The sequence below is a fragment of the Streptomyces sp. NBC_01171 genome, assembly GCF_045039805.1.
GTDB lineage: Bacteria > Actinomycetota > Actinomycetes > Streptomycetales > Streptomycetaceae > Streptomyces.
In genome coordinates, this window is the sequence record NZ_CP108609.1 from 1,910,447 (window position 1) to 1,936,035 (window position 25,589).

Here is a 25,589-nt window from a genome sequence, read left to right on the forward strand (position 1 = left end):
AGAGCATCTGAAGTCTTTGGAGTGACCCGTGGCTGCCAACTGCGACGTCTGCGGCAAGGGGCCGGGCTTCGGCAACAACATCTCGCACTCTCACCGCCGTACGCCCCGTCGCTGGAACCCGAACATCCAGCGCGTCCGTACCGTGGTCGGCGGGACGCCGAAGCGCGTGAACGCTTGCACCTCGTGCATCAAGGCCGGCAAGGTCTCGCGCTGACGCACAGCTAAGCGCGCGGCCATAGTCGGTTGCTGCAATGAGCCGGTCCACCTCGTGTGGGCCGGCTCATTGCGTTGCCCGTTCACTGTTCGAGGCGCCATCCGTGGTCCACAGGGCCGATACCGGCGCCGAGCGCGAAGCCATGGGCGATCGCCCCGGTGACGTACTCCTTGGCCGCCGTGACCGCCTCCGGCACGGCAAGACCCTTCGCCAGCCCCGAGGCGATCGCGGAGGCCAGGGTGCAGCCGGTGCCGTGGGTGTGCCGGTTGTCGTGGCGCGGGGCGCGCAGCCGGAACTCCTGTTCGCCGTCGGTGAGCAGATCCACCGCCTCGCCGGTGAGATGACCGCCCTTGATCAGCACCCACTGGGGCCCGTAGGCCAGTACGGCTTCCGCCGCCGGGCGCAGATCGGCCTCCGAAGTGACCCGGAATCCTGTGAGCTGGGCCACTTCGTCGAGGTTCGGGGTGGCCACGGTCGCCACCGGCAGCAGCCGGGTGCGCACCGAGTCCAGGGCGGAGGCGGCGAGCAGGGGGTCGCCGTGCTTGGAGACGCCCACCGGGTCCACCACCACGGGCGCGTCCGTGCCGGAGATCAACTCCGCGACCGCCTCGACCAGTTCCGCCGAGGCCAGCATCCCGGTCTTCACGGCCTGTACGCCGATGTCGTCCACCACGCTGCGGTACTGCGCCCGTACCGCCTCCACCGGCAGTTCCCAGGCGCCCTGCACGCCGAGGGAGTTCTGCGCGGTCACGGCGGTGATCACGCTCATCCCGTGCACGCCCAGCGCCAGCATCGTCTTCAGGTCGGCCTGGATGCCCGCTCCGCCGCCGGAGTCCGAGCCGGCCACGGTGAGGACGCGCGGCGGCGCCTGCCCGGCGGGCCTCACTCGGGGTCCCCGAAGTGGTCCCAGCCGCCGGTGGCGGTCCAGGGCGCCCCGTCCACGGTCACCTGGGGCAGCGCCGAGGGGTTGAGCACCTCGCCGATCACCTTCCAGCGGGCCGGGAGCTTGGTGTCAGGCGGGAAGGTGGCCACGATCGCGTGATCCTCTCCCCCGGTGAGCACCCACTGCAGCGGGTCCACCCCGACCGCCTGGCCGATGTCGTTCATCTGGGTGGGGATGTCGATCGCGCCGGAGCGGATGTCGATCCGGACCTTGCTGGCGTCCGCGATGTGCCCGAGGTCCGCGATCAGTCCGTCGCTGACGTCGCACATCGCGGTCGCGCCGAGCGCTGCGGCCGCCGGGCCCGCGTGGTAGGGCGGCTCGGGGCGGCGGTGGGCCTCCACGAAGGCGCGCGGCGAACGGAAGCCCCGCGAGAGCACCGCGTACCCGGCCGCGGACCAGCCCAGCCAGCCCGTGACGGCCACCAGGTCGCCGGGCTGCGCGCCCCCGCGGGTCACCGGCTCCTGGTTGCGCAGATCACCGAGCGCGGTGATGGACACCATGATCGTGTCACCACGTACGACGTCGCCGCCGACCACGGAGGCGCCCGCGACCTGGCACTCGTCGCGCAGACCGTCCATCAGCTCGGTCGGCCAGGTCACCGGGAGCTCGGCGGGGACGACCAGGCCGAGCAGCAGCGCGGTGGGCACGGCGCCCATCGCGGCGATGTCGGCGAGGTTCTGGGCGGCGGCCTTGCGGCCCACGTCGTACGCCGTGGACCAGTCGCGGCGGAAGTGCCGGCCCTCCAGCAGGATGTCGGTGCTCGCCACCACCCGGCGGTCCGGGGCGGCGACCACGGCGGCGTCGTCACCGGGGCCGACCCGGACCGCCGGGGTGGTGGTGAGACGGGAGGTCAGCTCCCGGATGAGCCCGAACTCACCAAGCTCACCCACTGTGCCCTTCATGGCCTCAAGCCCCTTCTGTACCTGTCCCGTGCCCGGTCGCGCGTCATCAGTGTCCCCGATACGGTCGAGGTGACCGTCAACTTCCGTCGTGCCCGCACCCCGGCACGCGTGCTCCGTTCCCCAGGGTCTCCCCTCGGAGAGCGGCGACGCGATACCGTGGCGTTCCTCTTCCCCACATGATCCTCGTGGCCGCCCTGGAGGTTCCGTGGTACAGGCGTACATCCTGATCCAGACCGAGGTCGGCAAGGCGTCGACCGTCGCCGAGACGATCGGCAGGATTCCTGGAGTGATCCAGGCCGAGGACGTGACGGGACCCTATGACGTCATCGTCCGCGCCCAGTCCGACACTGTCGACGAGCTGGGTCGCATGGTGGTCGCCAAGGTCCAGCAAGTGGACGGCATCACACGCACCCTGACCTGCCCGGTCGTGCATCTGTAGCCCCCGTCTACGCTTGGCCGGTGAACTTCTTCCGTCACCGGCCCCTCGGCCTGCTCGCGCCCGCGCTGCTGATCGCGGTCGCGGGCTGTTCCACGGCGGACGACGGCACCACGGTCGCGGCTCCCCGCCCCGACGCACGGACCGCCCCCCTGTGCCGGCGTCTGGACGAGGCGCTGCCCGAGAAGGTGGACGGCCGGCACCGCGACGACCCACGGCCCGCTTCCGCCTATACGGCGGGCTGGTCGGGCCCGGCGATCATACTGCGCTGCGGGGTGGTCCGGCCGCCGAAGATGACCGACCCCAAGGTCGCCCAGGGCCACGACCCCGCGGCGCTGGCCGGCGGGGTGGACGGCGTGGACTGGCTGATGGAGAAGCGGGACGATGGTTCCTCGCGCTTCACCACCGCCAACCGCCGCGCCTATGTGGAGGTCACGCTGCCCGAGGAACTGTCCGGCCCGGACGACTCGACGGCGGTCCTGGTCGACCTGGCCCCGGCCGTGAAGAAGGCGATCCCCGAGGGGATCGCCTCCATGCGGTGATGTCGTGAGGGTTCAGCGCAGCCCGGTCGGGCGGCGCAGTGCCGCCTGGACCAGGCGGTCCACCAGCTCCGCGTAGCCGATGCCGGACGCCTCCCACATCTTGGGGTACATCGAGATGGGGGTGAAGCCGGGCAGGGTGTTGATCTCGTTGATGACGAACTCGCCGTCGTCGGTGAGGAAGAAGTCCGCGCGGACCAGACCCTCGCAGGACGCCGCCTCGAACGCCTCGACCGCGAGCCGCTGGATCTCGGCGGTCTGCTCGTCGGTGAGCGGGGCCGGGACGACACCGGGCGTGGAGTCGATGTACTTGGCGTCGAAGTCGTAGTACGCGTGCGCACTCGGCGGCGGGATCTCGGCGGGGACCGAGGCGCGCGGGCCGTCCTCGAACTCCAGCACACCGCACTCGATCTCGCGGCCGGTCAGCGCGGCCTCCACGATGATCTTCGGGTCGTGGCGCTGGGCCTCGGCGATGGCCTCGTCCAGCCCGGCGAGGCCGTCGACCTTCGTGATGCCGATGGAGGAGCCGGCGCGGGCGGGCTTCACGAACAGCGGCCAGCCGTGCTCACCGGCGAAGTCCACGATCCGCTTGCGGGCGGCGGACTCGTCCTGCTGCCACTCACGGGGCCGGATCACCATGTACGGGCCGACCTTGAGCCCGAAGGAGGTGAACACCCGCTTCATGTAGTCCTTGTCCTGGCCGACGGCCGAGGCGAGCACGCCCGAGCCGACGTAGGGCACACCGGACAGCTCCAGCAGACCCTGGAGGGTGCCGTCCTCCCCGAAGGGGCCGTGCAGCACCGGGAAGACGACGTCGACCTCGCCGAGCGCCTTGGGCACCGCGCCGGGCTCGCTGTAGACGACCTCGCGGTTGGCCGGGTCGACCGGGAGCACCACTCCGCCCTCGGTGGACTCCGCCACGTCCAGGACCTCCGGGGTGCGGCGGTCCGTGATGGCCATCCGCTGCGGCTCGTCGGCCGTCAGCACCCAGCGACCGTCACGGGTGATGCCGATCGGCAAGACGTCGTACTTGGTCCGGTCGATGGCGCCCAGGACGGCACCCGCGGTGACCGTGGAGATCCCGTGTTCGGAGGAGCGGCCGCCGAACACGACGGCCACACGCGGCTTGCGGGGCTGAGCTGCAGGGCTCTGGGGGAGGTTCTCGGTGCTCATATCGCGTTGAGAGTACCCGTTGGTAGTGCCTCCGGACAGCGTCGACCCGGCGCTTTCGCTCAGCGTCGCTCGGGCTTCGCGCTGCGCGACATCAGCTCCTTGAGAGCCACCACGGGCGGCTTGGCGTCGTGCACGATTCCGACGACCGTCTCGGTGATCGGCATGTCGACACCGTGCCTGCGGGCCAGGTCCAGCACGGACTCGCTGGACTTGACGCCCTCGGCGGTCTGCTTGGTGACCGCGATGGTCTCCTGAAGCGTCATGCCCTTGCCGAGGTTGGTGCCGAAGGTGTGGTTGCGGGACAGCGGCGAGGAGCAGGTCGCCACCAGGTCCCCGAGTCCGGCGAGTCCGGAGAACGTCAGCGGGTCGGCGCCGAGCGCCATGCCGAGCCGGGTGGTCTCGGCGAGGCCGCGCGTGATGAGCGAGCCCTTGGCGTTGTCGCCGAGTCCCATGCCGTCCGCGATGCCGACGGCGAGACCGATGACGTTCTTGACCGCGCCGCCGAGTTCGCAGCCGATGACGTCGGTGTTGGTGTACGGCCGGAAGTAAGGGGTGTGGCAGGCCGCCTGGAGCCGCTGGGCGACCGCCTCGTCGGTGCAGGCGACCACGGCGGCGGCGGGCATCCGGGCGGCGATCTCACGGGCCAGGTTGGGCCCGGTGACCACGGCGATCCGCTCGGGGGCGACCTTGGCGACGTCCTCGATGACCTCGCTCATCCGCATGGCGGAGCCGAGTTCGACGCCCTTCATCAGGGAGACGAGCACGGAGTCCGGGGCGAGCAGCGGGGCCCACTCCGCGAGGTTGGCGCGCAGGGTCTGCGACGGGATCGCCAGGACGACGAAGTCGGCGTCCCCCAGCGCCTCGGCGGCGTCGGAGGTGGCGCGCACGCCCGGGGGAAGCTCGACGCCGGGCAGGTAGCCGGGGTTGGTGCGTGTGGAGTTGACCGCGTCGGCCACTTCGGCGCGGCGGGCCCAGAGGGTGACCTCGCAGCCCGCGTCGGCGAGGACCACGGCGAACGCGGTGCCCCAGGAGCCGGTGCCCATGACGGCGACCCGGACAGGCGTGCTCACTTGCCGCTTCCCCCTTCGGTGGCGGTGGGCGTGGCCTCGGCGGCGGGCGCGGGCACCGTGTCCTGGACCTGGCCCCGGTCCAACTGGATCGAGTGGCCGGACGGGGCGGCCTGGCCGGACTGGGCGCGGGTGCGGCGGCGCTGCTCGATCCGCTCGCGGCGCGGGTCGTAGGGCACGGCCGGCGCCTTCTCGCCGCGGATCTCCTCGAGCTGGCGGGTGATGGCCGCCATGATGACCTCGGTGGCCTCCCTGAGCACGTCGGCGGTCATCTCCCGGTCGTAGAACCGGGAAAGGTCCACCGGCGGGCCGGCGAGGACATGGTGGGTCTTGCGCGGGAAGAGGCGCGGCTTCTTCGCGTAGGGGGGCAGGAGTTCGTTGACGCCCCACTGGGCGACCGGCACGACCGGGCACTTGGTCTGCAGGGCCACGCGGGCGGCGCCTGTCTTGGCCGTCATGGGCCAGCCGTCGGGGTCGCGGGTCAGGGTGCCCTCGGGGTAGAAGGCGACGCACTCGCCCTTCTCCACCGCCTCGATCGCGGCACGGAATGCGCTCAACGCGTCGGTGCTCTCGCGGTAGACGGGGATCTGTCCGGTACCGCGCATCGCGGCGCCGACGAATCCCTTCTTGAAAAGGCCGCTCTTCGCCAGGAATCGCGGAACCCGTCCGGTGTTGTACTGATAGTGCGCGTACGCGAAGGGGTCCACGTGGGAATTGTGGTTCACCGCGGTGATAAATCCGCCGTCGGCCGGAATGTGCTCCATTCCTCGCCAGTCCCGCTTGATCAGAACCGCCAGCGGCGGTTTGCAGATCACCGCGGCGAAGCGGTACCAGAAGCCGATTCTGCGGCGGGACACGCGGACACCTTCCTCCATGGCCTCTGAGGGCCTTCACCTCGGCCGGGGGCCGCACAAGTGTGACTCCGGGCCGCCGGTCTGTCGAGAACACCGTACGCCCGCATGTCTGCGGCGACCGCCCCCGGACTGGCCTTCACAGCATTCCCCCACACCTCGGGGCGGCTCGGGCCGCCTGGTGGGAGCGGGGGACAATGAGCGCGAGCAGAGAGGGACGGTACGCCGGTGCAGTGGAGCTTGGTCATCCCCCTGAAGCCCTTGGCACGGGCGAAAAGCAGGCTCGCGGACGCCGTTGCCGAAGGGGCCCGGCCGGGGCTGGTGCTGGCGTTCGCACAGGACACGGTGGCCGCCGTGCTGGAGTGTCCCGAGGTCGCGGATGTGGCGGTCGTCACGGACGACCTGGTGGCCGGGCGGGCGCTGGCCGCGCTGGGCGCCCGGATCGTGCCGGACGAGCCGGCCGGCGGGCTGAACGCCGCGCTGGCGCACGGCGCCTCGGCGGTGCGCGCGGCCCGCCCGGAGGCGGCCGTCGCCGCGCTCAACGCCGATCTGCCCGCGCTGCGCCCGGCGGAACTGGCACGGGTGCTCACGGCGGCAGCCGAATTCCCGCGCGCCTTCCTGGCGGACGCGGCCGCCTGGGGCACGACCCTGCTGGCGGCGACGCCCGGCCGGGAGCTGGCCCCGGCCTTCGGTGGCGCCTCGCGCGCCCGGCACCGCGCCTCGGGCGCGGCGGAACTGGCGCCGGGGAGCGTGGAATCGGTACGGCGGGACGTGGACACGGGCGACGACCTGCGGGTGGCACTGGAACTGGGCGTGGGCCCGTACACGGCGGCGGCGAGCGCCTCGTGGACCGCACCGGTGCCGTTGTCCGGGCAGTAGGCTGCGGACATGCAGGCCACCGCTTACACCTACGACCCCGAGAGCCGCAGCGGGCAGGTGCTGCTCGACGACGGCACCCCGGTGCCCTTCGACGCGGCCGCTTTCGACGCGGGCGGCCTGCGGTTGCTGCGGCCCGGTCAGCGGGTGCGGATCGAGACCGAGGGGCGGGGCGAGGGGCTGCGGATCACGCTGGTGACCCTGCAGACCTTCTGAACGGGCGCTGAACAGGCACTGATCGGGCCCTCGGCCGCCTTGTGAACGCACCGCGGGCCGGACTCCCCGTGGGAGTCCGGCCCGGCGCGTGTGAGCCCTGAGGGACCGGGTGCCGTGGAAGGCCGTGCCTCTAGCGGGCGGTGGTCTTCTTCGCGGTGGTCTTGCGTGCCGTCGACTTCTTGGCGGGCGCCTTCTTGGCAGTGACCTTCTTCGCGGGAGCCTTCTTCGCGGTGGTCTTCTTGGCGGCCGCGGTGGTGCCGGTGGCCTTCTTGGCCGGGGCCTGCTTCGCGGCGGCCTTCTTGGCGGTCGCCGTGGTCTTCTTCGCCGGCGCCGCCTTCTTGGCGGTGGTCTTCTTCGCGGCGGCCTTGGTGGCCTTCTTGGCCGCGGCCTTCTTCACGGTCGCGGAAGCGCCGCCGGTCAGGCTGCCCTTGGGCGCCTTCTTCACGGAGACCTCGCCACCACGGGGAAGCTTCTTCGAACCGCTCACCAGGTCCTTGAAGCCCTGGCCGGCGCGGAAGCGCGGGACCGAGGTCTTCTTGACCCGAACACGCTCGCCCGTCTGGGGGTTACGGGCGTAGCGAGCGGGGCGGTCCACCTTCTCGAAGGACCCGAAGCCGGTGACCGAGACCCGGTCCCCCGCGACGACGGCGCGGACGATGGCGTCCAGGACCGCGTCGACAGCATCGGCGGCCTGCTGGCGGCCACCCATCTTGTCGGCAATCGCTTCTACGAGCTGCGCCTTGTTCACGTCTTCCCCTTCGGAGACATCGCCAGAACGAAAGTGTTCAAGCTTTTTCGCACGTTAGGCAGATATATACCGCAAATCAAACACGAAACGGGCTTCTCACCCTTGTGCCGCATCGGGTTCGGCGGCCCCGGACGGATTCAGCGGTCCTCTTCGGGCATCCGGCCCGCTTCGAGGTCCGCGGTGAATCGTTCGAGACGCGTTGCCGCGCCGGCGAGATCGTGTTTGGCCGCGGCCGTAATGACCAGCAGCTTCCGGGTCAGCGCCATCCGTACGCCCTCCGGGACTTGCAGTGTGCGCACGGTTGCGTGCGCTTGTTTGAGTTGGTCCGCGACTGCCGCATAGAGCTGGAGTTGGCCGTCGTGTTCCATGCACAGATTGTGCCATCTGGGGCGAGTTGTCGCCTGCGCAGGGGGCAACTGCCGCCTCCGCGCGCCGTTTCGGGGCTCGGGGAGGGGGTGTCGCCCGAGGCCGCCCGGACCTGCAACTTCGTTGCTGTGAAGGGGAGTTGGGGGGCACGCGGGGCGAGCTCCGAGGTGTCCGGACCCGGACATGCGCGTACCCCCAATCGTGGCGATCGGGGGTACGCGGCGGCCGTCGAGGTGGCCGAAACCTTATCGTCGCGAGCGGTTGCTCAGCTCGTCAGGGTGCGGGGCTTGTGCGGGGGGCGGGCGTTCTCGAAGGCGGCGATGTCGTCCTCGTCGCGCAGGGTGAGGGAGATGTCGTCCAGGCCGTTCAGCAGCCGCCAGCGGGAGTTCTCGTCCAGCTCGAAGGGGGCGGTGATGCCCTCGGCGCGCACCTCGCGGGCTTCGAGGTCGACCGTGATCACAGCCTCGGGATCGCGTTCGGTCAGCTCCCACAGCGCGTCCACGACCTTCTGCTCCAGCACCACCGTGAGCAGGCCGTTCTTCAGCGAGTTGCCCCGGAAGATGTCGGCGAAGCGGGCGGAGATCACGGCCTTGAAGCCGTAGTTCTGCAGCGCCCAGACGGCGTGCTCGCGGGAGGAGCCGGTGCCGAAGTCGGGACCGGCCACCAGGACCGTGGCGCCCTGCCGCTCGGGGCGGTTGAGGACGAAGGTGTCGTCCTTGCGCCACGCCTCGAAGAGGCCGTCCTCGAAGCCGTCGCGGGTGACCTTCTTGAGCCAGTGGGCGGGGATGATCTGGTCGGTGTCGACGTTGCTGCGGCGCAGCGGCACGGCCCGGCCGGTGTGGGTGGTGAAGGCTTCCATCGTTATCGCACTCCAGCGGGCACGGGGGTGTCGGACAGGTCGGCGGGCGAGCCGAGGTGGCCGAGGACGGCGGTGGCGGCGGCGACCTGCGGCGAGACCAGGTGGGTACGGCCGCCCTTGCCCTGCCTGCCCTCGAAGTTGCGGTTGGAGGTGGACGCGGAGCGCTCCCCCGGCGCGAGCTGGTCGGGGTTCATGCCCAGGCACATCGAGCAGCCCGCGTACCGCCATTCGGCACCGGCCTCCTTGAAGACCACGTCCAGCCCCTCGGAGACGGCCTGGAGACCGACCCGCGCGGAGCCGGGGACGACCAGCATCCGCACGCCGTCGGCGACTTTGCGGTCCCGGAGGATCTCGGCGACGGAGCGCAGGTCCTCGATGCGGCCGTTGGTGCAGGAGCCTACGAAGACGGTGTCCACGGCGATGTCCCGCAGCCGCTGCCCGGCGGTCAACCCCATGTATTCCAGGGCCTTTTCGGCGGCGAACCGCTCCGATGCGTCTTCGTACGAAGCCGGGTCGGGGACGTTCGCCGAAAGCGGCGCGCCCTGGCCGGGGTTGGTGCCCCAGGTGACGAACGGGGAGAGCGCGGTGGCGTCGATGACGACCTCGGCGTCGAAGACCGCGTCGTCGTCGGTGCGCAGCGTCCTCCAGTACTCCACGGCCGCGTCCCAGTCGGCACCCTCGGGGGCGTGCGGGCGGCCCTGCAGGTAGGCGAAGGTGGTCTCGTCGGGGGCGATCATGCCCGCACGGGCGCCGGCCTCGATGGACATGTTGCAGATGGTCATCCGCGCCTCCATCGACAGCTTCTCGATGGCGGACCCCCGGTACTCCAGGACGTAGCCCTGGCCGCCGCCGGTGCCGATACGGGCGATGATCGCCAGGATCAGGTCCTTGGCGGTGACGCCCTCGGGCAGTTCACCCTCGACGGTGATCGCCATGGTCTTCGGGCGGGCCATCGGCAGCGTCTGCGTCGCCAGCACGTGCTCGACCTGGGAGGTGCCGATGCCGAAGGCCAGCGCGCCGAACGCGCCGTGCGTGGAGGTGTGTGAGTCACCGCAGACCACGGTCGTGCCGGGCTGCGTCAGCCCGAGCTGCGGGCCCACCACGTGGACCACGCCCTGCTCGACGTCGCCCAGCGGGTGCAGCCGCACCCCGAAATCCGCGCAGTTCTTGCGCAGCGTCTCCAACTGGACGCGGGAGACCGGGTCGGCGATCGGCTTGTCGATGTCGAGGGTCGGGGTGTTGTGGTCCTCGGTGGCGATGGTCAGATCGAGGCGGCGGACCGTGCGATTGCTCTTGCGGAGGCCGTCGAACGCCTGCGGGCTGGTCACCTCGTGCAGCAGGTGCAGATCGATGTAGAGAAGGTCGGGCTCGCCCTCGGCGCGCCGGACGACATGGTCGTCCCAGACCTTCTCCGCGAGTGTCCTACCCATCGCTTTCCCTCCGGCCGGCCACGGTTCCGCCGACACATCTAGAGAACCTGAGGAAGCGACGCCCGCGCCGTGATCTCGGTGCGTACGGGCGTCCGGCACCGCGCCCGCCGTACGCGGGCCGCCGTGTGCTTCAAGAGTGGCGCGTTCCGGAGAAAATTGAACTTGCGTTTCACAGAGTGAGACGGGAGTATCGTTGCATGGACAACAGTAGCGGCGTCGGCGTTCTGGACAAGGCGGCCCTTGTCCTGAGCGCTCTGGAGTCCGGTCCGGCCACCCTCGCGGGTCTGGTCGGGGCCACCGGACTGGCACGACCCACGGCCCACCGGCTGGCCGTGGCTCTGGAGCACCACCGGCTGGTGGCACGGGACATGCAGGGCCGGTTCATCCTCGGCCCGCGCCTGTCGGAGCTGGCCGCGGCGGCCGGCGAGGACCGGCTGCTGGCGACGGCCGGCCCGGTGCTCACGCATCTGCGGGACGTGACGGGCGAGAGCGCGCAGCTCTACCGGCGCCAGGGCGACATGCGGATCTGTGTGGCGGCCGCGGAGCGGCTGTCCGGACTGCGGGACACGGTGCCGGTGGGCTCGACGCTCACGATGAAGGCGGGTTCCTCGGCGCAGATCCTCATGGCCTGGGAGGAGCCCGAGCGGCTGCACCGGGGCCTGCAGGGGGCGCGCTTCACGGCGACGGCGCTGTCCGGGGTACGCCGCCGGGGCTGGGCGCAGTCGATCGGTGAGCGGGAGCCTGGCGTGGCCTCGGTCTCGGCGCCGGTGCGCGGGCCGTCCAACCGCGTGGTGGCCGCCGTCTCGGTCTCCGGACCGATCGAGCGGCTGAGCCGGCACCCGGGCCGGATGCACGCCCAGGCGGTGATCGACGCGGCGGCCCGGCTGTCCGAGGCGCTGCGCCGCTCCGGCTGAGCCGTCCCGCGCCCATCTCTTCGCTCCACGCTTCCACCGGGCGGGAGCGGGCCCCAACGCCGCGGCCCGCTCCCGCCCGACCTGTCTGACCCAACGAGGCTTCGGCGTACGGCTGTTGGGCCCGGGCCCGGAAAACAGCGAAGGCCCCTCGCCTGTGCGAGGAGCCTTCTTTCTGTACCCCCGACCGGATTCGAACCGGCGCTACCGCCTTGAGAGGGCGGCGTGCTAGGCCGCTACACAACGGGGGCCTGGACACTGCGTTTCCGCAGGTCCGAGCTGGTCTACCTGGACTCGAACCAAGACTAACTGAACCAGAATCAGTCGTGCTGCCAATTACACCATAGACCAATGATGGTTTAGACCAGTCAGTACCCCCGACCGGATTCGAACCGGCGCTACCGCCTTGAGAGGGCGGCGTGCTAGGCCGCTACACAACGGGGGCCCTAGCGATTCCGAGTGATCGGAACCAGTACCCCCGACCGGATTCGAACCGGCGCTACTGCCTTGAGAGGGCAGCGTGCTAGGCCGCTACACAACGGGGGCTCGCGGACAAGATCCGCGGGTGCAGATGAGCTCTGCGAGCTGGCCTACCTGGACTCGAACCAAGACTAACTGAACCAGAATCAGTCGTGCTGCCAATTACACCATAGGCCACTGGAACGCAAGCCCCGAGTGGGGATCTTGTTCTAGCAGATGCGCCTGGGGCCCGGCCTTTCGGCCCGTTCCCCTCGGCGCAGGAAGAACATTACCCGAAGGTGGACGGGGCTCCAAAACGGGTATCCGAGCGGACCAGCGCCGGGAGTTCGGCGAGGGTGGTGATCCGGTGGGCCAGGACCGTCCCGGCCGCCCGCGCGTGCGGGCCGCCCCGGTCGATCCATACGGACATCATCCCGGCCTCCGCCGCGCCCCGCCCGTCGATCTCCGGATGGTCCCCGACGTACGCCACCTCGTGCGGGGGCAGCCCCAGCCCCTCGCAGGCGGCCAGGAAGGCCCCGGCGGCCGGCTTGGACACCCCCAGCTCGACGGCGCACAGCACGGACTCGAACCGGTCCCGCAGGCCCAGGGCGCGCAGCTTGTGCTCCTGGACGGTCAGGCTGGAGTTGGACAGCACCGCGTGCCGGTGCTCCGGGAGGGCGTCCAGGGCGGGCAGCACGTCCGGGAAGACCTTCCAGGCCGCCTGGTAGTGCCCGACGTAGCGCAGAAACCATTCCTCAGCTTCGGCGTCGCTCAGTTCCGCCCCCAGGAACGCCCGCACCCGGTCCAGCCGCTGCCCCTCGAACGTGGCCTCCCCCGCCGCGTGCCGCGCCCAGTGCGCCTCGGTCGCCGACCGCCACGCCGCGAGCGCCTGCTCCGGCGTCTCGAACCGGGCGAGCAGCCCCTCCGCCAGGAGGTGCGCCCGCATGCCCTCACGGTCGGCGGTGGTGTAGTCGAAAAGGGTGTCGTCCACGTCCCAGACCACGGCTCGGATGCTCATGGGCCGACGGTAACGGGCGCCCACCCCCGCGGCAGCGCGCCGGAACGCCGAAGGGCGGCATCCGGTGGCCGGATGCCGCCCCTGGCGGTGTGGCGTTCGTTACGCCGCGAGCCTCGAAAGCGCCGCGTCGATGCGGGCCAGCGTCTGGTCCTTGCCGAGTACCTCCAGGGACTCGAACAGGGGGAGGCCGACGGTGCGGCCGGTCACGGCCACGCGGACCGGGGCCTGGGCCTTGCCGAGCTTGAGGCCGTGGGCCTTGCCGGCGGCCAGCACGGCCTCCTTGAGGGATTCGGCCGAGGTCCAGTCGGCGGACTCCAGCTTCTCCCGGGCGGTGCGCAGGAGCGCGTCCGAGCCTTCCTTCATGGCCTTGGTCCACGAAGCCTCGTCGAAGACCGGCTCGGGCAGGAAGAGGAAGTCGACGTTGTCGGTGATCTCGGAGAGCACCTTGAGCCGGGTCTGGGCGTGCGGGGCGATCGCCTGCCACTTGGCCTCGTCGAAGTCCTCCGGCGCCCAGGGCGCGAACGGGGCCTTCAGCCACGGGGCGCAGCGCTCGGTGAAGTCCTTCACGTCGAGCAGCCGGATGTGGTCGGCGTTGATCGCCTCGCACTTCTTCAGGTCGAAGCGCGCCGGGTTGGGGTTCACGTCCGAGATGTCGAAGGCGGCCACCATCTCCGCGATGGAGAAGATGTCCTGGTCCGCCGAGAGCGACCAGCCCAGCAGGGACAGGTAGTTGAGCAGGCCCTCGGGCAGGAAGCCGCGCTCGCGGTAGAGGTTGAGCGAGGCCTGGGGGTCGCGCTTGGAGAGCTTCTTGTTGCCCTCGCCCATCACGTACGGCAGGTGGCCGAAGGCCGGGATCTGCTTCGCGATACCCAGCTCCATGAGCGCCTTGTACAGGGCGATCTGGCGCGGGGTGGAGGAGAGCAGGTCCTCGCCGCGCAGGACGTGGGTGATGTCCATCAGCGCGTCGTCGACCGGGTTCACCAGGGTGTACAGCGGGGCGCCGTTGGCGCGCACGATGCCGTAGTCCGGGACGTTCTCCGGGAGGTAGGTGATCTCGCCGCGCACCAGGTCGTCGAACGTGATCGCCTCGTCCGGCATCCGGAAGCGGACGATCGGCTCGCGGCCCTGTGCCGTGAACTCCTCGACCTGCGCCTCGCTCAGCTCGCGGCAGTGGCCGTCGTACCCGGAGGGCTTGCCGGCGGCGCGGGCGGCCTCGCGGCGGGTGTCCAGCTCGTCCTGGGAGCAGTAGCAGTAGTACGCGTGGCCCGCGTCCAGGAGCTTCTGCGCGACGTCCTTGTAGATGTCCATCCGCTGCGACTGACGGTACGGCGCGTGCGGGCCGCCGACCTCGGGGCCCTCGTCCCAGTCGAAGCCGAGCCAGCGCATGGCGTCCAGGAGCTGGTGGTACGACTCCTCGGAGTCACGGGCCGCGTCGGTGTCCTCGATCCGGAAGACCAGCGTGCCCTCGTGGTGGCGGGCGAACGCCCAGTTGAACAGGGCGGTGCGCACCAGGCCCACATGGGGGTTACCGGTGGGCGACGGACAGAAACGGACGCGTACAGGTGCGCTAGCCACGCTTGACAACCTTGTTGGTGAGAGTGCCGATGCCTTCGATGGTGACGGCGACCTCGTCGCCGACGCTCATGGAGCCGACACCCGCGGGGGTGCCGGTGAGGATCACGTCGCCGGGGAGCAGCGTCATGGCCTCGGAGATGTTGACGATCAGGTCCTCGATGGGGTGGACCATCTCGCTGGTGCGCCCGAGCTGGCGCTGTTCGCCGTTGAGGGTGAGCTGGACGGTGAGGTCGTTCGCGCGGGCGAGGTCGATGTCCGTCTCCACCCAGGGGCCGAGCGGGCAGGAGGAGTCGAAGCCCTTGGCGCGGGCCCACTGCTTCTCGGCGCGCTGCACATCGCGGGCGGTGACGTCGTTGGCGCAGGTGTAGCCGAAGATGACGTCCTTGACGCGCTCGCGCGGGACCTCGCGGCACATGCGGCCGATGACCACGGCCAGCTCGGCCTCGTAGTGCAGTTCCTTGGTGAAGGACGGGTACTGGATGTCGTCGCCGGGGCCGATCACCGAGGTGGAGGGCTTGAAGAAGGCGAACGGGACGTCGGGCACCTCGCTGCCCAGTTCCCTGGCGTGCTCGGCGTAGTTGCGGCCGAAGGCCACGACCTTGTTGGGGAGCACGGGCGGGAGCAGCCTGACCTTGCTGAGGGGCACCTTGGTGCCGGACAGCTCGTGGTCGGCGAAGGGGATGCCCTTGATGATGTCGAGGACGAGCTCGTCCTGCTTGTCGCCCTCGACCGCGCCGAAGGCTACGTTCCCGTCGATGGAGAACCTGGCGATGCGCACGGGATTCTGGCGCCTCTCACTGAGAACCGGCGTACTGACGTCCCAGGTTAACCGGTCCGCGCGTCCGGCGTTCGGCCGGTGGCGCGGGCGGCGGTTATGCGGCGCGGAAACAGGGGCGGATTAATTCCGGATTTCCGCGGCGGCTCCGTAATCGCCCGGCGGGGCGGCGGCCCAGTGGTGGCGCGGGCCGGGAGGCACGGGGTACGGGTGGGGTCCGCAATACGGGTATTACCGACGGCCGGTGCGGGGAAATTCGCGTGGGCGTCCGGGGGCGGGATTAGCGGAGGGCGGATATCCCTCGCCGGGCCGGTAATCCGTCGAGTGGGAAAAAGCGAGCGCGGCCCGGTGGGCCGTCACGGGTGGACGGGCCGCCGGGCCGCGCTCGGGCGGGCGTGGTGCGGTCAGACGCCGACCTCGACCACGGCGGAGGCCGGCAGCTCCATCAGAATGGTGCGCCGGGGGTTGGCGGTCCGGTCAGGGAGGTCGGTGGGGTGCTCGGGCAGCTCGGCGATCCGCAGTTCGCCGACGTCGTTCAGGTGCGCCAGCGTCGTGCGTCGCGGGTTCGCCGTCGTCTGGAACATCATCGTCGTCTTCACCGTTGTCGTCCTGTGGCCTCGTGATCGGGTGGGAATGGGCAGAGCCGCTCATCCTGTAAAGCGTCAGGCTAAACATGCGAATCCCCGTCACTCACGTGAACCACCCGTGATCGGTGTGTGAGTTTGCTCACTACGAGCCACGCAAACGGGTCAATTCAGACCCCCGGCTCTGCGTAACGAAACGGACATTGGTCGCCTGAACCCACCATTCCGCTCCTGATCATGGCGACTGGGACACCGTTCGAGCGTCCCGCACAGGCGATCGACTCGCCGGAATTGCCCGCCTATACGGGTGATCCGGTTCCACCCGTCGTGACCCCTGGATCACGCGCCGTCACGTAGGTCACAGGTCGGGGTGCGTCCCTTGTTGGAGATCCGGCACTGTGCTGGAATGCCACGGACCGCCGCAGGAACGAGCCGGCGCAGGGGGCGCGACGCCGCGCCGAGTGGCGGTGAGACAGGGGGGAATCCAGCGCCGGTCACTCAAGACCACACGGGGGGCGTATTCAGGGCGCCCTTCATGACGCCGACACCGTGTCCCGCCGTTCGCGCGGAGGGGCGCCTGGTCCAGAGGTTGCGACGCTAGTGCAGGGACGTTTCAAGAGGGATGGCAGCGCTTCGGCCGAGCCGGAGCCGCACGGCGGGACTGCCCCCATGGCCGGCGGCTCCTCGCACCAGCACGCCCAGAGCGCCGGCAAGGCACCTTCCGGCGACAACGGCGAGCGCGGGGGACGCCCCGGCGCGTCCGCCCCGGCCGGCGCGTCCGGCACCAAGCCCGCGGCCCCCGCCGCGAAGACCGCGAAGAGCACGCCCAGCACCGGCTCGCGCATGGCGCTGCGCAACTGGCGCATCTCCACGCGTCTGGTGTCGCTGCTCGCGCTGCCGGTGGTCGCGGCCACCACGCTCGGTGGTCTGCGCATCGGCGACTCGATGGACGACATCAAGCAGCTCGACAACATGAAGCTGCTGACCGAGATGACCCAGCGCGCGACCGAGCTGGCCGCCGCCCTCCAGGAGGAGCGCGACCAGTCCGCAGGTCCCCTGGCACACGGTCTCAAGTCGTCCGACTACACGGTCAAGGGCTTCCGCGACAAGACGGACAACGCCAAGAAGACCTTCGAGGACTCCGCCGAGGACATCGACGCGGCGAGCAAGGACGGCAACCTCCAGGGTGTCCGCGACACCCTGGTCGGCCTGGTCTCCCAGCTCGACGCGCTGGGCAAGATCCGCCGGGACGCGTACTCCTCCGAGGGCAACTCGACCCAGACCGTCGAGGCGTACCACCGGCTGATCACCCAGCTCATCGACCTCTCCCAGGACATGGCCGAGGCGTCGAGCAACCCGGAGATGATCCAGCGCACCCGCGCCCTGGCCGCGTTCTCCACGGCCAAGGAGTACGCGTCGGTGCAGCGAGCCGTCATCGCGGCCGCCCTGCCCGCCAGCAACGCCACCAAGGGCGAGCTGTCGACCAACGACCGCCTGTACGGCGAGGCCGCGTACGACAGCGAAGGCTCCGAGCTCAACATCTTCCGCAAGGTCTACGCGAGCCAGGGCGCCGAGGAGATCCTCAAGCCCATCGACGAGAACAACCCGACGATCCAGGCTGCCGACCTCTACGCCAAGCGGGTCTTCGAGTCCCGCGACGGCCTGGCCGGACAGCCGGCGCGCTCGTACCTGGACTGGGTGGACGACAGCTCCACCAAGATCCAGCAGATGAAGAAGATCGAGCACGAGCTGCTCGACAGCATGGAGCAGAAGGCCCGCGAGCTGAAGGCGACCTCCGAGCAGGAGGCGATCATCTCGGGTGTGCTGATCCTGCTCGTGCTCGGCGTCTCGCTGGTCGGCGCGTTCGTCGTGGCCCGGTCCATGATCCGCTCGCTGCGCCGCCTCCAGGACACCGCCACCAAGGTCGCCCAGGACCGCCTGCCCGAGCTGGTCAAGCAGCTCTCCGAGTCCGACCCGCAGGACGTGGACACGTCCGTGGAGTCGGTCGGTGTGCACTCGCGGGACGAGATCGGCAAGGTGGCCGCGGCCTTCGACGAGGTGCACCACGAGGCGGTCCGACTCGCCGCCGAGCAGGCGCTGCTGCGAGGCAACGTCAACGCGATGTTCACCAACCTCTCGCGCCGCTCCCAGGGTCTTATCCAGCGTCAGCTCTCGCTCATCTCCGAGCTGGAGTCCCGCGAGGCCGACCCGGACCAGCTCTCCTCGCTGTTCAAGCTCGACCACCTCGCGACCCGCATGCGCCGTAACGGCGAGAACCTCCTCGTCCTCGCCGGTGAGGAGCCCGGCCGCCGCTGGACCCGCCCGGTCCCGCTGGTCGACGTGCTCCGCGCCGCCGCATCCGAGGTGGAGCAGTACGAGCGCATCGAGCTGGCGTCGGTGCCGAGCACCGAGGTCGCCGGCCGCGTCGTCAACGACCTCGTGCACCTCCTCGCCGAGCTGCTGGAGAACGCCACCTCGTTCTCCTCCCCGCAGACCAAGGTCAAGGTCACCGGTCACGCGCTGCCCGACGGCCGCGTGCTGATCGAGATCCACGACACCGGCATCGGCCTCTCCCCCGAGGACCTCGCCGCGATCAACGAGCGCCTCGCCGCGCCGCCCACCGTGGACGTCTCCGTCTCCCGCCGCATGGGTCTGTTCGTGGTCGGCCGTCTGTCGCAGCGCCACGGCATCCGCATCCAGCTCCGTCCCTCCGACTCCGGTGGTACGACCGCGCTGGTCATGCTGCCCGTCGACGTCGCCCAGGGGGGCAAGAAGCCCGCTCCCGGCAAGGCCGGCGGTCCGGGCTCCGGTGGCGGTCCCGCCGCCGCGCAGGCCGCGGCCGGTGCCGCGGCGGCGCGCCGGAACAACGGTGGTGGCGGTGGCGGTGCCCTCGGCGGCGGCCCGGCCGGTGGCGGACGCCTGACCGGCGGCCCCGGTCAGCGCGGCCAGGTCGGCGCGGGCCAGGGTCCGCGCGCGGCGCTTCCCGGCAACGGTCAGAACGGCGGCCGTCCCGGTGGCACCCGCGGCCCGCAGGGTCCCGGTGCCTTCCAGCAGAACCAGCAGAACCAGCAGACCCGTCCGGCCCCCGCAGGCCAGGGTTCGGGTGCCCCGCAGGGCATGCACACCGCGAACCCCGGCGGCCCGCAGCAGGACGCCTTCGGCGGCCGTGGGCCGGCCCAGCAGCAGCGCGGTGGCGCCGGTTCCGAACAGGGCCGGCAGCCGCAGTTGCCGCCGCGTGGCGGCCCGCGTGCCGAACTGCCCGGCGGCAACCCGGCCTCGCGTGCCTCGCTGGACGTGCCGCGCGGCCACGACGAGCAGGACCCGTCGCAGACCGCGCGGATGCCGCGCATCGACGACCGGCAGGGCATGGGCGGCACCGCCGAGATGCCCCGCATCGACGCGCAGGACCCGTCGCAGACCGGTGGCTTCCCCCGCCAGGACCTCTACGGCGCGGGCGACCAGCAGCAGCACACCGGGCAGTTCGCCCGGCCCGGCGCCAACGGGGCGCAGCACACGGGTCAGTTCCAGCGTCCGGGTGCCAACGACCCGCAGAACATGGGCCAGTACCAGCAGCCCGGCGCCCAGCAGGCGGGCGGCTACGGCCGTCAGCAGGGCGGCGACGAGTACACCCGCCCCGACCTGTTCGGCGGTCCCCAGGGTCAGCAGCAGGGCCAGCAGAACCCCCAGACCCCGCAGCACACCGGCCAGTTCCCGGTCCAGCAGGGCTACGACGCGTACCAGGCCGGCAACACCGGCCAGCACGCGCTGCCCGCCCGCCCGGCGCAGCACCAGAACGGCAACCAGGCCGCGCAGAACCCGAACCAGGCCGGCAACACCGGCCAGTTCGAGCAGCAGCGGCCCGCCGCCCCGCAGCGTCCGGCGCGTCAGGCGCCGGCCGACAACTGGGCGCTGCCCCCGGCCCCGGCCGGCAACGCCGGGGACGGCCGTACCCCGCTGTACGACACGCTGGAGACCAACTGGTTCCAGCAGGAACAGCAGCAGCAGTCGGAGTCCGCTCCGGCCGCCCCTCAGCAGCCGCAGGCGCAGGCCCCCACGCCGGCCCCGCAGCAGTCGTCGTCCACCACCGGCTCGTGGCGCACCTCCCCGAACGACGAACTCGTCCGGCAGGCGGAGCGCGTACGACAGCCCGCGGCGGGCGGTGTCACCACCTCCGGTCTGCCGCGCCGTGTGCCCAAGGCGAACCTCGTCCCGGGCACGGCACAGCAGCAACAGCACCACAGCGGTCCGCAGGTCTCCCGTGCGCCTGACGACGTACGCGGCCGGCTGACCAATCTCCGTCGGGGTATCGCTCAGGGCCGTCAGGCCGGGGGCGGCCAGACCGGCAGCTTCCCGAGCCCCACTCACCAGCAGGAGCGTTAGTTGAGTCCGATGAGCCAGGCGGCACAGAACCTGAACTGGTTGATCACCAACTTCGTGGACAACACCCCAGGGGTGTCCCACACGGTGGTGGTCTCCGCCGACGGCCTTCTGCTGGCGATGTCCGAAGGCTTCCCGAGGGACCGCGCGGACCAGTTGGCGGCCGTCGCGTCCGGCCTGACCTCTCTCACGGCCGGGGCGTCCCGGATCTTCGAGGGTGGCAGCGTGGCGCAGACCGTCGTCGAGATGGAACGCGGCTTCCTGTTCCTCATGTCCGTCTCGGACGGGTCGTCCCTCGCGGTCCTCGCGCACCCCGAGTGCGACATCGGCCTCGTGGGCTACGAGATGACCCTGCTCGTCGACCGGGCGGGTGCGGTACTCACCCCGGACCTGCGCGCCGAACTACAAGGCAGTCTGCTCCACTGACCCACCCCGGCACCACCCACCACACGAAACAACCGTCCGGCCGCCACAATCCCCCCACCGGCCCCGTCAGACGGCACGACTGACCAACTTGCTGTCCCGCCCGGAGGATTCATGACCCCGCCCAACGCCTCTCATGATCCGTACGCGGAACCGTACGGCGATGAGGGCGACCAGCCACTGGTACGTCCTTACGCGATGACCGGTGGCCGGACCCGGCCGCGCTACCAGCTCGCCATCGAGGCGCTGATCAGCACCACGGCCGACCCGGCAGCGCTGATGGGAATGCTCCCTGAGCACCAGCGCATCTGCCACCTCTGCCGGGAGGTCAAGTCGGTCGCGGAGGTCTCCGCGCTCCTGGCCATGCCCCTCGGCGTGGCCCGCATTCTGGTGGCCGACCTCGCCGAGGCCGGCATGGTCGCCGTTCACCAGCCGGGCGGCGACGAGAACAACGGCGGCGCTCCCGATGTGACGCTGCTCGAAAGGGTGCTCAGTGGACTTCGCAAGCTCTGACTCGGGGCGGGCCACGACCTCCGCCAAGATCGTGGTGGCGGGCGGCTTCGGCGTGGGCAAGACCACGTTCGTGGGCGCCGTCTCGGAGATCAACCCCCTGCGCACCGAGGCCGTCATGACGTCCGCGTCCGCGGGCATCGACGACCTCACCCACACCGGGGACAAGACGACGACCACCGTCGCCATGGACTTCGGCCGCATCACCCTCGACCAGGACCTGATCCTGTACCTCTTCGGTACGCCCGGTCAGGACCGCTTCTGGTTCATGTGGGACGACCTGGTGCGCGGCGCCATCGGCGCGGTGGTGCTCGTGGACACGCGCCGGCTCGCGGACTGCTTCCCGGCCGTGGACTACTTCGAGAACTCGGGCCTGCCGTTCGTCGTCGCCCTCAACGGCTTCGACGGCCAGCAGCCGTACAACCCGGACGAGGTCCGCGAGGCGCTCCAGATCGGACCCGACGCGCCGATCATCACGACCGACGCCCGGCACCGCTCGGACGCCAAGAGTGCGCTGATCACCCTGGTCGAGCACGCGCTGATGGCCCGCCTGCGGTAGGGCTCAAGTGCGATCTGCCGTAGGGCAGTTGTCGTAGCGCGCCCCGGAGCCGGCTGTGGCCTTTGACACGGTCGGCTCCGGTGTTCATAACAGTTCGGCAGAGGAAATCCCGTAGTTCGCCACGCGACGCGGTCGACCGGTACCGCTGCGCTCACAAAGTCCTTGCCTTTTGCGGGGCTCGCTCGGTAATGACCCGTTTTATCTGCTGTTTACAACGCCGCCGCCCCCGTTTGTTACTGCCCAGGTCGACATGCTGGAATGCCTGAACTGCCCAGGGGTCAAAGACGTACTGAGCGGTCGAAGAGGAACCGGGCTCTGAGAGACTGCGGCACGACAGGTGCCGACCCGCCGAGAGGTTGTTGGTCGAGTGAGGCGAAGCAAGAACGGTCCCGAGCCGTCGGCACGGGGCAACTTCACCCCGCCGCCGCGCGCTGCGGCGCCCACCCCAGCGGTGGCCGGACCGGAGCCGGAGGCCGCTCCCGCGTCCAGCGGGGGCCGCTTCTCCCCGCGCAACTGGCGTGTGCCGACCAGGCTGAACGCGATCCTGCTCATACCTGTGCTGGTCGCCCTCGTCATGGGCGGCTTCCAGGTGAAGAACTCGATCGACACCTGGCAGGACGCCGAGGACGCGGAGAACACCGCGATCCTGGTGCAGACGTCCCTGTCCTACGCCGACGCGCTGTACAACGAGCGTGACCTCAGCGCCGCTCCCCTGCTCAAGGGCAGGGCGGCCACGGCCCAGGACAAGGCCACGGTCGACGCGGCCCGCAAGAACACCGACCAGGCCGCCGCCGCCTTCAGCCGGGCCGCCCAGAACATGCCGGCCAAGCCCGGTCTGGAGCGCCGCCTCAAGCTGTTCCGCGAGACCGAGCCCTTCCTCCAGACGCTGCGCGCGGGTGCCTACGGCCCGAAGTTCACCGGCGTCCAGACCGAAGAGGGCTACATCAAGGTCGCCCACCCGCTCATGGAGTTCGCCAACGAGCTGGGCCTGGGCACCGGAAACATCACGTCCTACGGACGTACCGTCTACGCCATCTCGCTGACCAAGGCCGCGCTGTCGCTGGAGCGCTCGATCGGCATGCACATGCTGGTCAAGCCCGGCCCGGACGCGCCGAACCTGGCGACCCAGCGCGTGGCCCTCTCCACCTACGCCTACCTGGAGGGCATCGCCGTCGAGGAGTACCTCGGCGGTGGCACCCAGGCCGACGCGGACCGGCTGGAGCAGGAGAAGCGGGACATCCAGAACCAGGGTGCCGCGCTGGCCGCCGAGGCCAAGGGGAAGGACCCGTCCTACAAGGCGCCGCCGTCCGACCCGCAGAAGATGGTCGCGGCGCTGGCCCAGCTCAACTCGACCGACCCGCTGGAGCGTCAGCAGCTCGCGGTGCAGGGCATCACCCCCGCCAACTGGTGGGCGGTCAACACGCTGAAGTTCAAGGCGTACCGCTCCATCGAGTCGGACATGGCCGACAAGGCGGTGAGCGAGGCGTCCGGCATCGCCGACGACGCCAAGACCTCCGCGATCATCACCGGTGTCGCCGTCGTCCTGGTCCTGCTGCTGGCCTTCATCCTGGCCGGTACGGTCGCCCGCCAGATGAGCCGCGCGATGCGCCAGCTCCGCAACGCCGCCTTCAGCATCGCCGAACAGCGCCTGCCGATGCTGGTCGACCAGCTCTCCCGTACCGACCCCGGCCGGGTCGACACCCGGGTCGCCCCGATCCCGATCCACACCAAGGACGAGATCGGCGAGGTCGCCCGCGCCTTCGACCAGGTCCACCGCGAGGCGGTGCGGCTCGCCTCCGAGCAGGCGCTGCTGCGGGGCAACATCAACGCGATCTTCACCAACCTGTCGCGCCGCAACCAGTCTCTGATCGAGGGCCAGTTGACCCTGATCACCGACCTGGAGAACAACGAGGCCGACCCGGACCAGCTCGAGAACCTCTTCAAGCTGGACCACCTGGCCACCCGTATGCGCCGCAACGGCGAGAACCTGCTGGTCCTCGCCGGCGAGGAGCCCGGCCGCCGCTGGGACCAGCCGGTCCCGCTGGTCGACGTGCTGCGCGCCGCCTCCTCCGAGGTGGAGCAGTACGAGCGCATCGAGCTGTCCGGCGTCCCGGAGGCCGAGATCCACGGCCGCGCGGTCACCGACCTCGTGCACCTGCTCGCCGAGCTGCTGGAGAACGCCACCACGTTCTCCTCCCCGCAGACCAAGGTCCGCGTCACCGCGACCCGTCTCCCCGACGGCCGCGTGATGGTCGAGATCCACGACAAGGGCATCGGCCTCACCGCCGAGGACTTCGCGGACATCAACCACAAGCTGGCCAACCCGCCGACCGTGGACGCCGCGATCTCCCAGCGCATGGGTCTGTTCGTGGTCGGCCGGCTGTCCGACCGGCACGGCATCCGCGTCCAGCTCCGCCCCTCGGGCGAGCAGGCCGGTACGACCTCCCTGGTCATGCTGCCCGACGCGATCACCCACGGTGGTGGCGGCGAGACCCAGCTCGACCGCGAGGAGTTCACGGTCTCGCAGATCATCCCGGAGCAGCAGTTCGCCGGTGAGAGCTTCAACCCGCAGCCGCAGGCGCAGGCGCAGCCGATGCGCACGGCGGCGGAGCTGGGCTTCGACGACAGCCGCTACACCGAGGTGCCCGACGACCCCCGCGGTCTGGACCCGGTCGGCCGCTCCCTGGAGCGCGAGGAGCGCCGGGCGGCGCTGGAGGCCCAGACGCACGGCCCGCAGGACGGCGCCGAGGGCGGCCGGCCCGGCTACCAGGACGGCTTCGACCAGGCACCCGGCGGCTACCCGGCGAACGGCGCGGGCTTCCCCGAGCAGCGGCAGCCGCAGGCGGACGCCTTCCAGGAGCAGCAGGCGTACCAGGAGCAGCAGCAGCCCGCCTACGACGAGCAGTACTTCGGGCAGGACGGTTCCGTCCCGCGGAACGACGGTTTCCCCGCGAACGGCGGTTACCCGCAGTCCGGTTACCCCGCGCAGGGCCAGAACAGCCCGGCCGGCGACGGCTTCGGCGGCTCGTACGACGGGCAGCAGCAGTCCTTCCAGGACGACTGGCCCCAGCAGAACGGTTTCCAGAACGGCTACCCGGCCCAGTACGCTGCGGAGTCGGAGCCGGCGCAGGCCGCCGACCCCGGTGACCTGGGCTCCAACGGCCACGGCGGCCCTGGCGGTCACGGCGGCTTCGAGCGTCCGGCGCCGGGCGGTCCGGCCGCGGGCGGCATGACCAACTCGGGCCTGCCCCGCCGTGGCGGTGCCAACGGCTCGGCCCCGCTGGGCAATGCCGGCGGTCTGAACGTGAACGGTTCGGGCGGGCTCGGTTCCAGCGGTCTCGCCTCGAACGGGCTGCACGGTCCCAACGGACTGAACGGTTCGGGCGGGCTGAACGGCTCCGGTGGTGCGAACGGCGCGTCCCACGGCCGCCAGGAGGCTGCGGCCCCGGCGACGACGGGCGGCGGGAACGACGACTGGCGTTCGGCGAACGACGAGCGCTGGCAGCAGGCTTCGCAGCTTCGCAAGCCCAAGGCGGGCGGGGTCACGTCCTCCGGTCTGCCGCGGCGGGTACCCAAGGCCAACCTGGTCGAGGGCACCGCCGAGAGCACCCCTCAGGGGGGCCCACAGGTCTCCCGCGCCCCGGAGGATGTCCGGGGCAGGCTGAGCAACCTGCGTCGAGGCGTCCAGCGCGGACGCAGCGCAGGCAGTGAAACGAACGGCCAGGCCACCACCAATCAGCACGGTGGTCCTGACAGCACCTACGACCAGGAGCGTTAG

Annotated in this window: 24 protein-coding genes and 5 tRNA genes; 11 read left to right on the plus strand and 18 right to left on the minus strand. The window is 70.7% G+C overall.

The window, feature by feature from the left end; all coding sequences use genetic code 11:
• Positions 1 to 28: 28 nt before the first annotated feature.
• Complete coding sequence (gene rpmB, locus OG448_RS08655) at positions 29 to 214, plus strand: 50S ribosomal protein L28 (protein WP_004924906.1); 186 nt, start codon at positions 29 to 31, stop codon at positions 212 to 214.
• Positions 215 to 296: 82 nt separating this feature from the next.
• On the opposite strand, the gene thiD is transcribed toward rpmB, so the two are convergent.
• Positions 297 to 1,100, minus strand: a complete 804-nt coding sequence (gene thiD / locus OG448_RS08660; protein ID WP_405552529.1) for a bifunctional hydroxymethylpyrimidine kinase/phosphomethylpyrimidine kinase — start codon at positions 1,098 to 1,100, stop codon at positions 297 to 299.
• The gene (locus OG448_RS08665; protein WP_405552531.1) at positions 1,097 to 2,059 is read right to left on the minus strand and encodes a thiamine-phosphate kinase; all 963 of its coding nucleotides are present in this window, start codon (positions 2,057 to 2,059) and stop codon (positions 1,097 to 1,099) included. Before OG448_RS08665 ends, thiD begins: the two co-directional genes overlap by 4 nt.
• A 205-nt stretch (positions 2,060 to 2,264) precedes the next feature.
• On the opposite strand from OG448_RS08665, the gene OG448_RS08670 reads away from it, so the two are divergent.
• Together OG448_RS08670 and OG448_RS08675 are read left to right on the plus strand one after the other, a co-directional pair.
• Positions 2,265 to 2,498 carry an Lrp/AsnC family transcriptional regulator gene (locus OG448_RS08670; RefSeq protein WP_030808468.1) on the plus strand — a complete coding sequence of 78 codons (234 nt, stop codon included), beginning with the start codon at positions 2,265 to 2,267 and terminating at the stop codon, positions 2,496 to 2,498.
• Between the two features lie 20 nt (positions 2,499 to 2,518).
• Positions 2,519 to 3,037: a DUF3515 family protein gene (locus tag OG448_RS08675; protein ID WP_391300440.1), complete on the plus strand. Its 519-nt coding sequence runs from the start codon at positions 2,519 to 2,521 to the stop codon at positions 3,035 to 3,037.
• A gap of 12 nt (positions 3,038 to 3,049) precedes the next feature.
• On the opposite strand, the gene OG448_RS08680 is transcribed toward OG448_RS08675, so the two are convergent.
• Genes OG448_RS08680 through OG448_RS08690 form a run of 3 tightly spaced genes read right to left on the minus strand, consistent with a single transcriptional unit; the run spans position 3,050 to position 6,131 of the window.
• Positions 3,050 to 4,207 carry a D-alanine--D-alanine ligase family protein gene (locus OG448_RS08680; protein ID WP_405552533.1) on the minus strand — a complete coding sequence of 386 codons (1,158 nt, stop codon included), beginning with the start codon at positions 4,205 to 4,207 and terminating at the stop codon, positions 3,050 to 3,052.
• 59 nt (positions 4,208 to 4,266) lie between these two features.
• Complete coding sequence (locus OG448_RS08685) at positions 4,267 to 5,277, minus strand: NAD(P)H-dependent glycerol-3-phosphate dehydrogenase (protein ID WP_405552535.1); 1,011 nt, start codon at positions 5,275 to 5,277, stop codon at positions 4,267 to 4,269.
• Complete coding sequence (locus tag OG448_RS08690; protein WP_405552537.1) at positions 5,274 to 6,131, minus strand: lysophospholipid acyltransferase family protein; 858 nt, start codon at positions 6,129 to 6,131, stop codon at positions 5,274 to 5,276. Before OG448_RS08690 ends, OG448_RS08685 begins: the two co-directional genes overlap by 4 nt.
• A gap of 222 nt (positions 6,132 to 6,353) precedes the next feature.
• On the opposite strand from OG448_RS08690, the gene cofC reads away from it, so the two are divergent.
• Both cofC and OG448_RS08700 read left to right on the plus strand, forming a co-directional pair.
• Positions 6,354 to 7,004: a 2-phospho-L-lactate guanylyltransferase gene (gene cofC, locus OG448_RS08695; protein WP_405552539.1), complete on the plus strand. Its 651-nt coding sequence runs from the start codon at positions 6,354 to 6,356 to the stop codon at positions 7,002 to 7,004.
• Positions 7,005 to 7,013: 9 nt separating this feature from the next.
• Complete coding sequence (locus OG448_RS08700) at positions 7,014 to 7,217, plus strand: hypothetical protein (protein WP_031181780.1); 204 nt, start codon at positions 7,014 to 7,016, stop codon at positions 7,215 to 7,217.
• A 130-nt stretch (positions 7,218 to 7,347) separates the two neighbouring features.
• Here OG448_RS08700 and OG448_RS08705 read toward each other — a convergent pair whose 3' ends face one another.
• The 4 genes from OG448_RS08705 to leuC form a co-directional block, all read right to left on the minus strand.
• A complete protein-coding gene (locus tag OG448_RS08705; RefSeq protein ID WP_405552541.1) occupies positions 7,348 to 7,965 on the minus strand; it encodes an HU family DNA-binding protein in 618 nt (205 codons plus the stop codon).
• Positions 7,966 to 8,102: 137 nt separating this feature from the next.
• Positions 8,103 to 8,333 carry a hypothetical protein gene (locus OG448_RS08710; protein ID WP_030808451.1) on the minus strand — a complete coding sequence of 77 codons (231 nt, stop codon included), beginning with the start codon at positions 8,331 to 8,333 and terminating at the stop codon, positions 8,103 to 8,105.
• A gap of 263 nt (positions 8,334 to 8,596) precedes the next feature.
• Complete coding sequence (leuD, locus tag OG448_RS08715) at positions 8,597 to 9,190, minus strand: 3-isopropylmalate dehydratase small subunit (RefSeq protein WP_405552543.1); 594 nt, start codon at positions 9,188 to 9,190, stop codon at positions 8,597 to 8,599.
• A 2-nt stretch (positions 9,191 to 9,192) separates the two neighbouring features.
• Complete coding sequence (gene leuC, locus OG448_RS08720) at positions 9,193 to 10,620, minus strand: 3-isopropylmalate dehydratase large subunit (RefSeq protein ID WP_405552545.1); 1,428 nt, start codon at positions 10,618 to 10,620, stop codon at positions 9,193 to 9,195.
• Between the two features lie 197 nt (positions 10,621 to 10,817).
• Between leuC and ndgR the strand changes: the two genes are divergently transcribed.
• A complete protein-coding gene (ndgR, locus tag OG448_RS08725; protein WP_405552547.1) occupies positions 10,818 to 11,534 on the plus strand; it encodes an IclR family transcriptional regulator NdgR in 717 nt (238 codons plus the stop codon).
• Between the two features lie 175 nt (positions 11,535 to 11,709).
• On the opposite strand, the gene OG448_RS08730 is transcribed toward ndgR, so the two are convergent.
• The 9 genes from OG448_RS08730 to OG448_RS08770 form a co-directional block, all read right to left on the minus strand.
• Positions 11,710 to 11,782 (minus strand) — tRNA-Glu (locus tag OG448_RS08730).
• A gap of 28 nt (positions 11,783 to 11,810) precedes the next feature.
• Positions 11,811 to 11,882 (minus strand) — tRNA-Gln (locus OG448_RS08735).
• Between the two features lie 21 nt (positions 11,883 to 11,903).
• Positions 11,904 to 11,976: transfer RNA gene (locus OG448_RS08740), tRNA-Glu, on the minus strand.
• Positions 11,977 to 12,004: 28 nt separating this feature from the next.
• Positions 12,005 to 12,077 (minus strand) — tRNA-Glu (locus OG448_RS08745).
• Positions 12,078 to 12,116: 39 nt separating this feature from the next.
• Positions 12,117 to 12,188 (minus strand) — tRNA-Gln (locus OG448_RS08750).
• A gap of 91 nt (positions 12,189 to 12,279) precedes the next feature.
• Positions 12,280 to 13,008, minus strand: a complete 729-nt coding sequence (locus OG448_RS08755) for an HAD-IA family hydrolase (protein WP_391300423.1) — start codon at positions 13,006 to 13,008, stop codon at positions 12,280 to 12,282.
• A gap of 99 nt (positions 13,009 to 13,107) precedes the next feature.
• Positions 13,108 to 14,592, minus strand: a complete 1,485-nt coding sequence (gene gltX / locus OG448_RS08760; protein ID WP_405552549.1) for a glutamate--tRNA ligase — start codon at positions 14,590 to 14,592, stop codon at positions 13,108 to 13,110.
• Positions 14,576 to 15,361 (minus strand): fumarylacetoacetate hydrolase family protein, encoded by a 786-nt coding sequence (locus tag OG448_RS08765; protein ID WP_030808439.1) that lies wholly within the window; start codon positions 15,359 to 15,361, stop codon positions 14,576 to 14,578. Before OG448_RS08765 ends, gltX begins: the two co-directional genes overlap by 17 nt.
• 401 nt (positions 15,362 to 15,762) lie before the next feature.
• Complete coding sequence (locus tag OG448_RS08770; RefSeq protein WP_161187326.1) at positions 15,763 to 15,957, minus strand: hypothetical protein; 195 nt, start codon at positions 15,955 to 15,957, stop codon at positions 15,763 to 15,765.
• A gap of 585 nt (positions 15,958 to 16,542) precedes the next feature.
• Between OG448_RS08770 and OG448_RS08775 the strand changes: the two genes are divergently transcribed.
• The 5 genes from OG448_RS08775 to OG448_RS08795 all read left to right on the plus strand — a co-directional run bounded on the left by OG448_RS08775 (position 16,543) and on the right by OG448_RS08795 (position 25,589).
• Positions 16,543 to 20,322 (plus strand): nitrate- and nitrite sensing domain-containing protein, encoded by a 3,780-nt coding sequence (locus tag OG448_RS08775; RefSeq protein ID WP_405552551.1) that lies wholly within the window; start codon positions 16,543 to 16,545, stop codon positions 20,320 to 20,322.
• 9 nt (positions 20,323 to 20,331) lie between these two features.
• Positions 20,332 to 20,745 (plus strand): roadblock/LC7 domain-containing protein, encoded by a 414-nt coding sequence (locus tag OG448_RS08780; RefSeq protein ID WP_020128762.1) that lies wholly within the window; start codon positions 20,332 to 20,334, stop codon positions 20,743 to 20,745.
• 111 nt (positions 20,746 to 20,856) lie between these two features.
• Positions 20,857 to 21,255 carry a DUF742 domain-containing protein gene (locus tag OG448_RS08785; RefSeq protein WP_030808431.1) on the plus strand — a complete coding sequence of 133 codons (399 nt, stop codon included), beginning with the start codon at positions 20,857 to 20,859 and terminating at the stop codon, positions 21,253 to 21,255.
• On the plus strand, positions 21,236 to 21,811 hold the full coding sequence (locus tag OG448_RS08790) for an ATP/GTP-binding protein (RefSeq protein WP_030808427.1): 576 nt from the start codon (positions 21,236 to 21,238) through the stop codon (positions 21,809 to 21,811). Before OG448_RS08785 ends, OG448_RS08790 begins: the two co-directional genes overlap by 20 nt.
• Positions 21,812 to 22,178: 367 nt before the next feature.
• Positions 22,179 to 25,589, plus strand: a complete 3,411-nt coding sequence (locus OG448_RS08795) for a nitrate- and nitrite sensing domain-containing protein (RefSeq protein WP_405552553.1) — start codon at positions 22,179 to 22,181, stop codon at positions 25,587 to 25,589.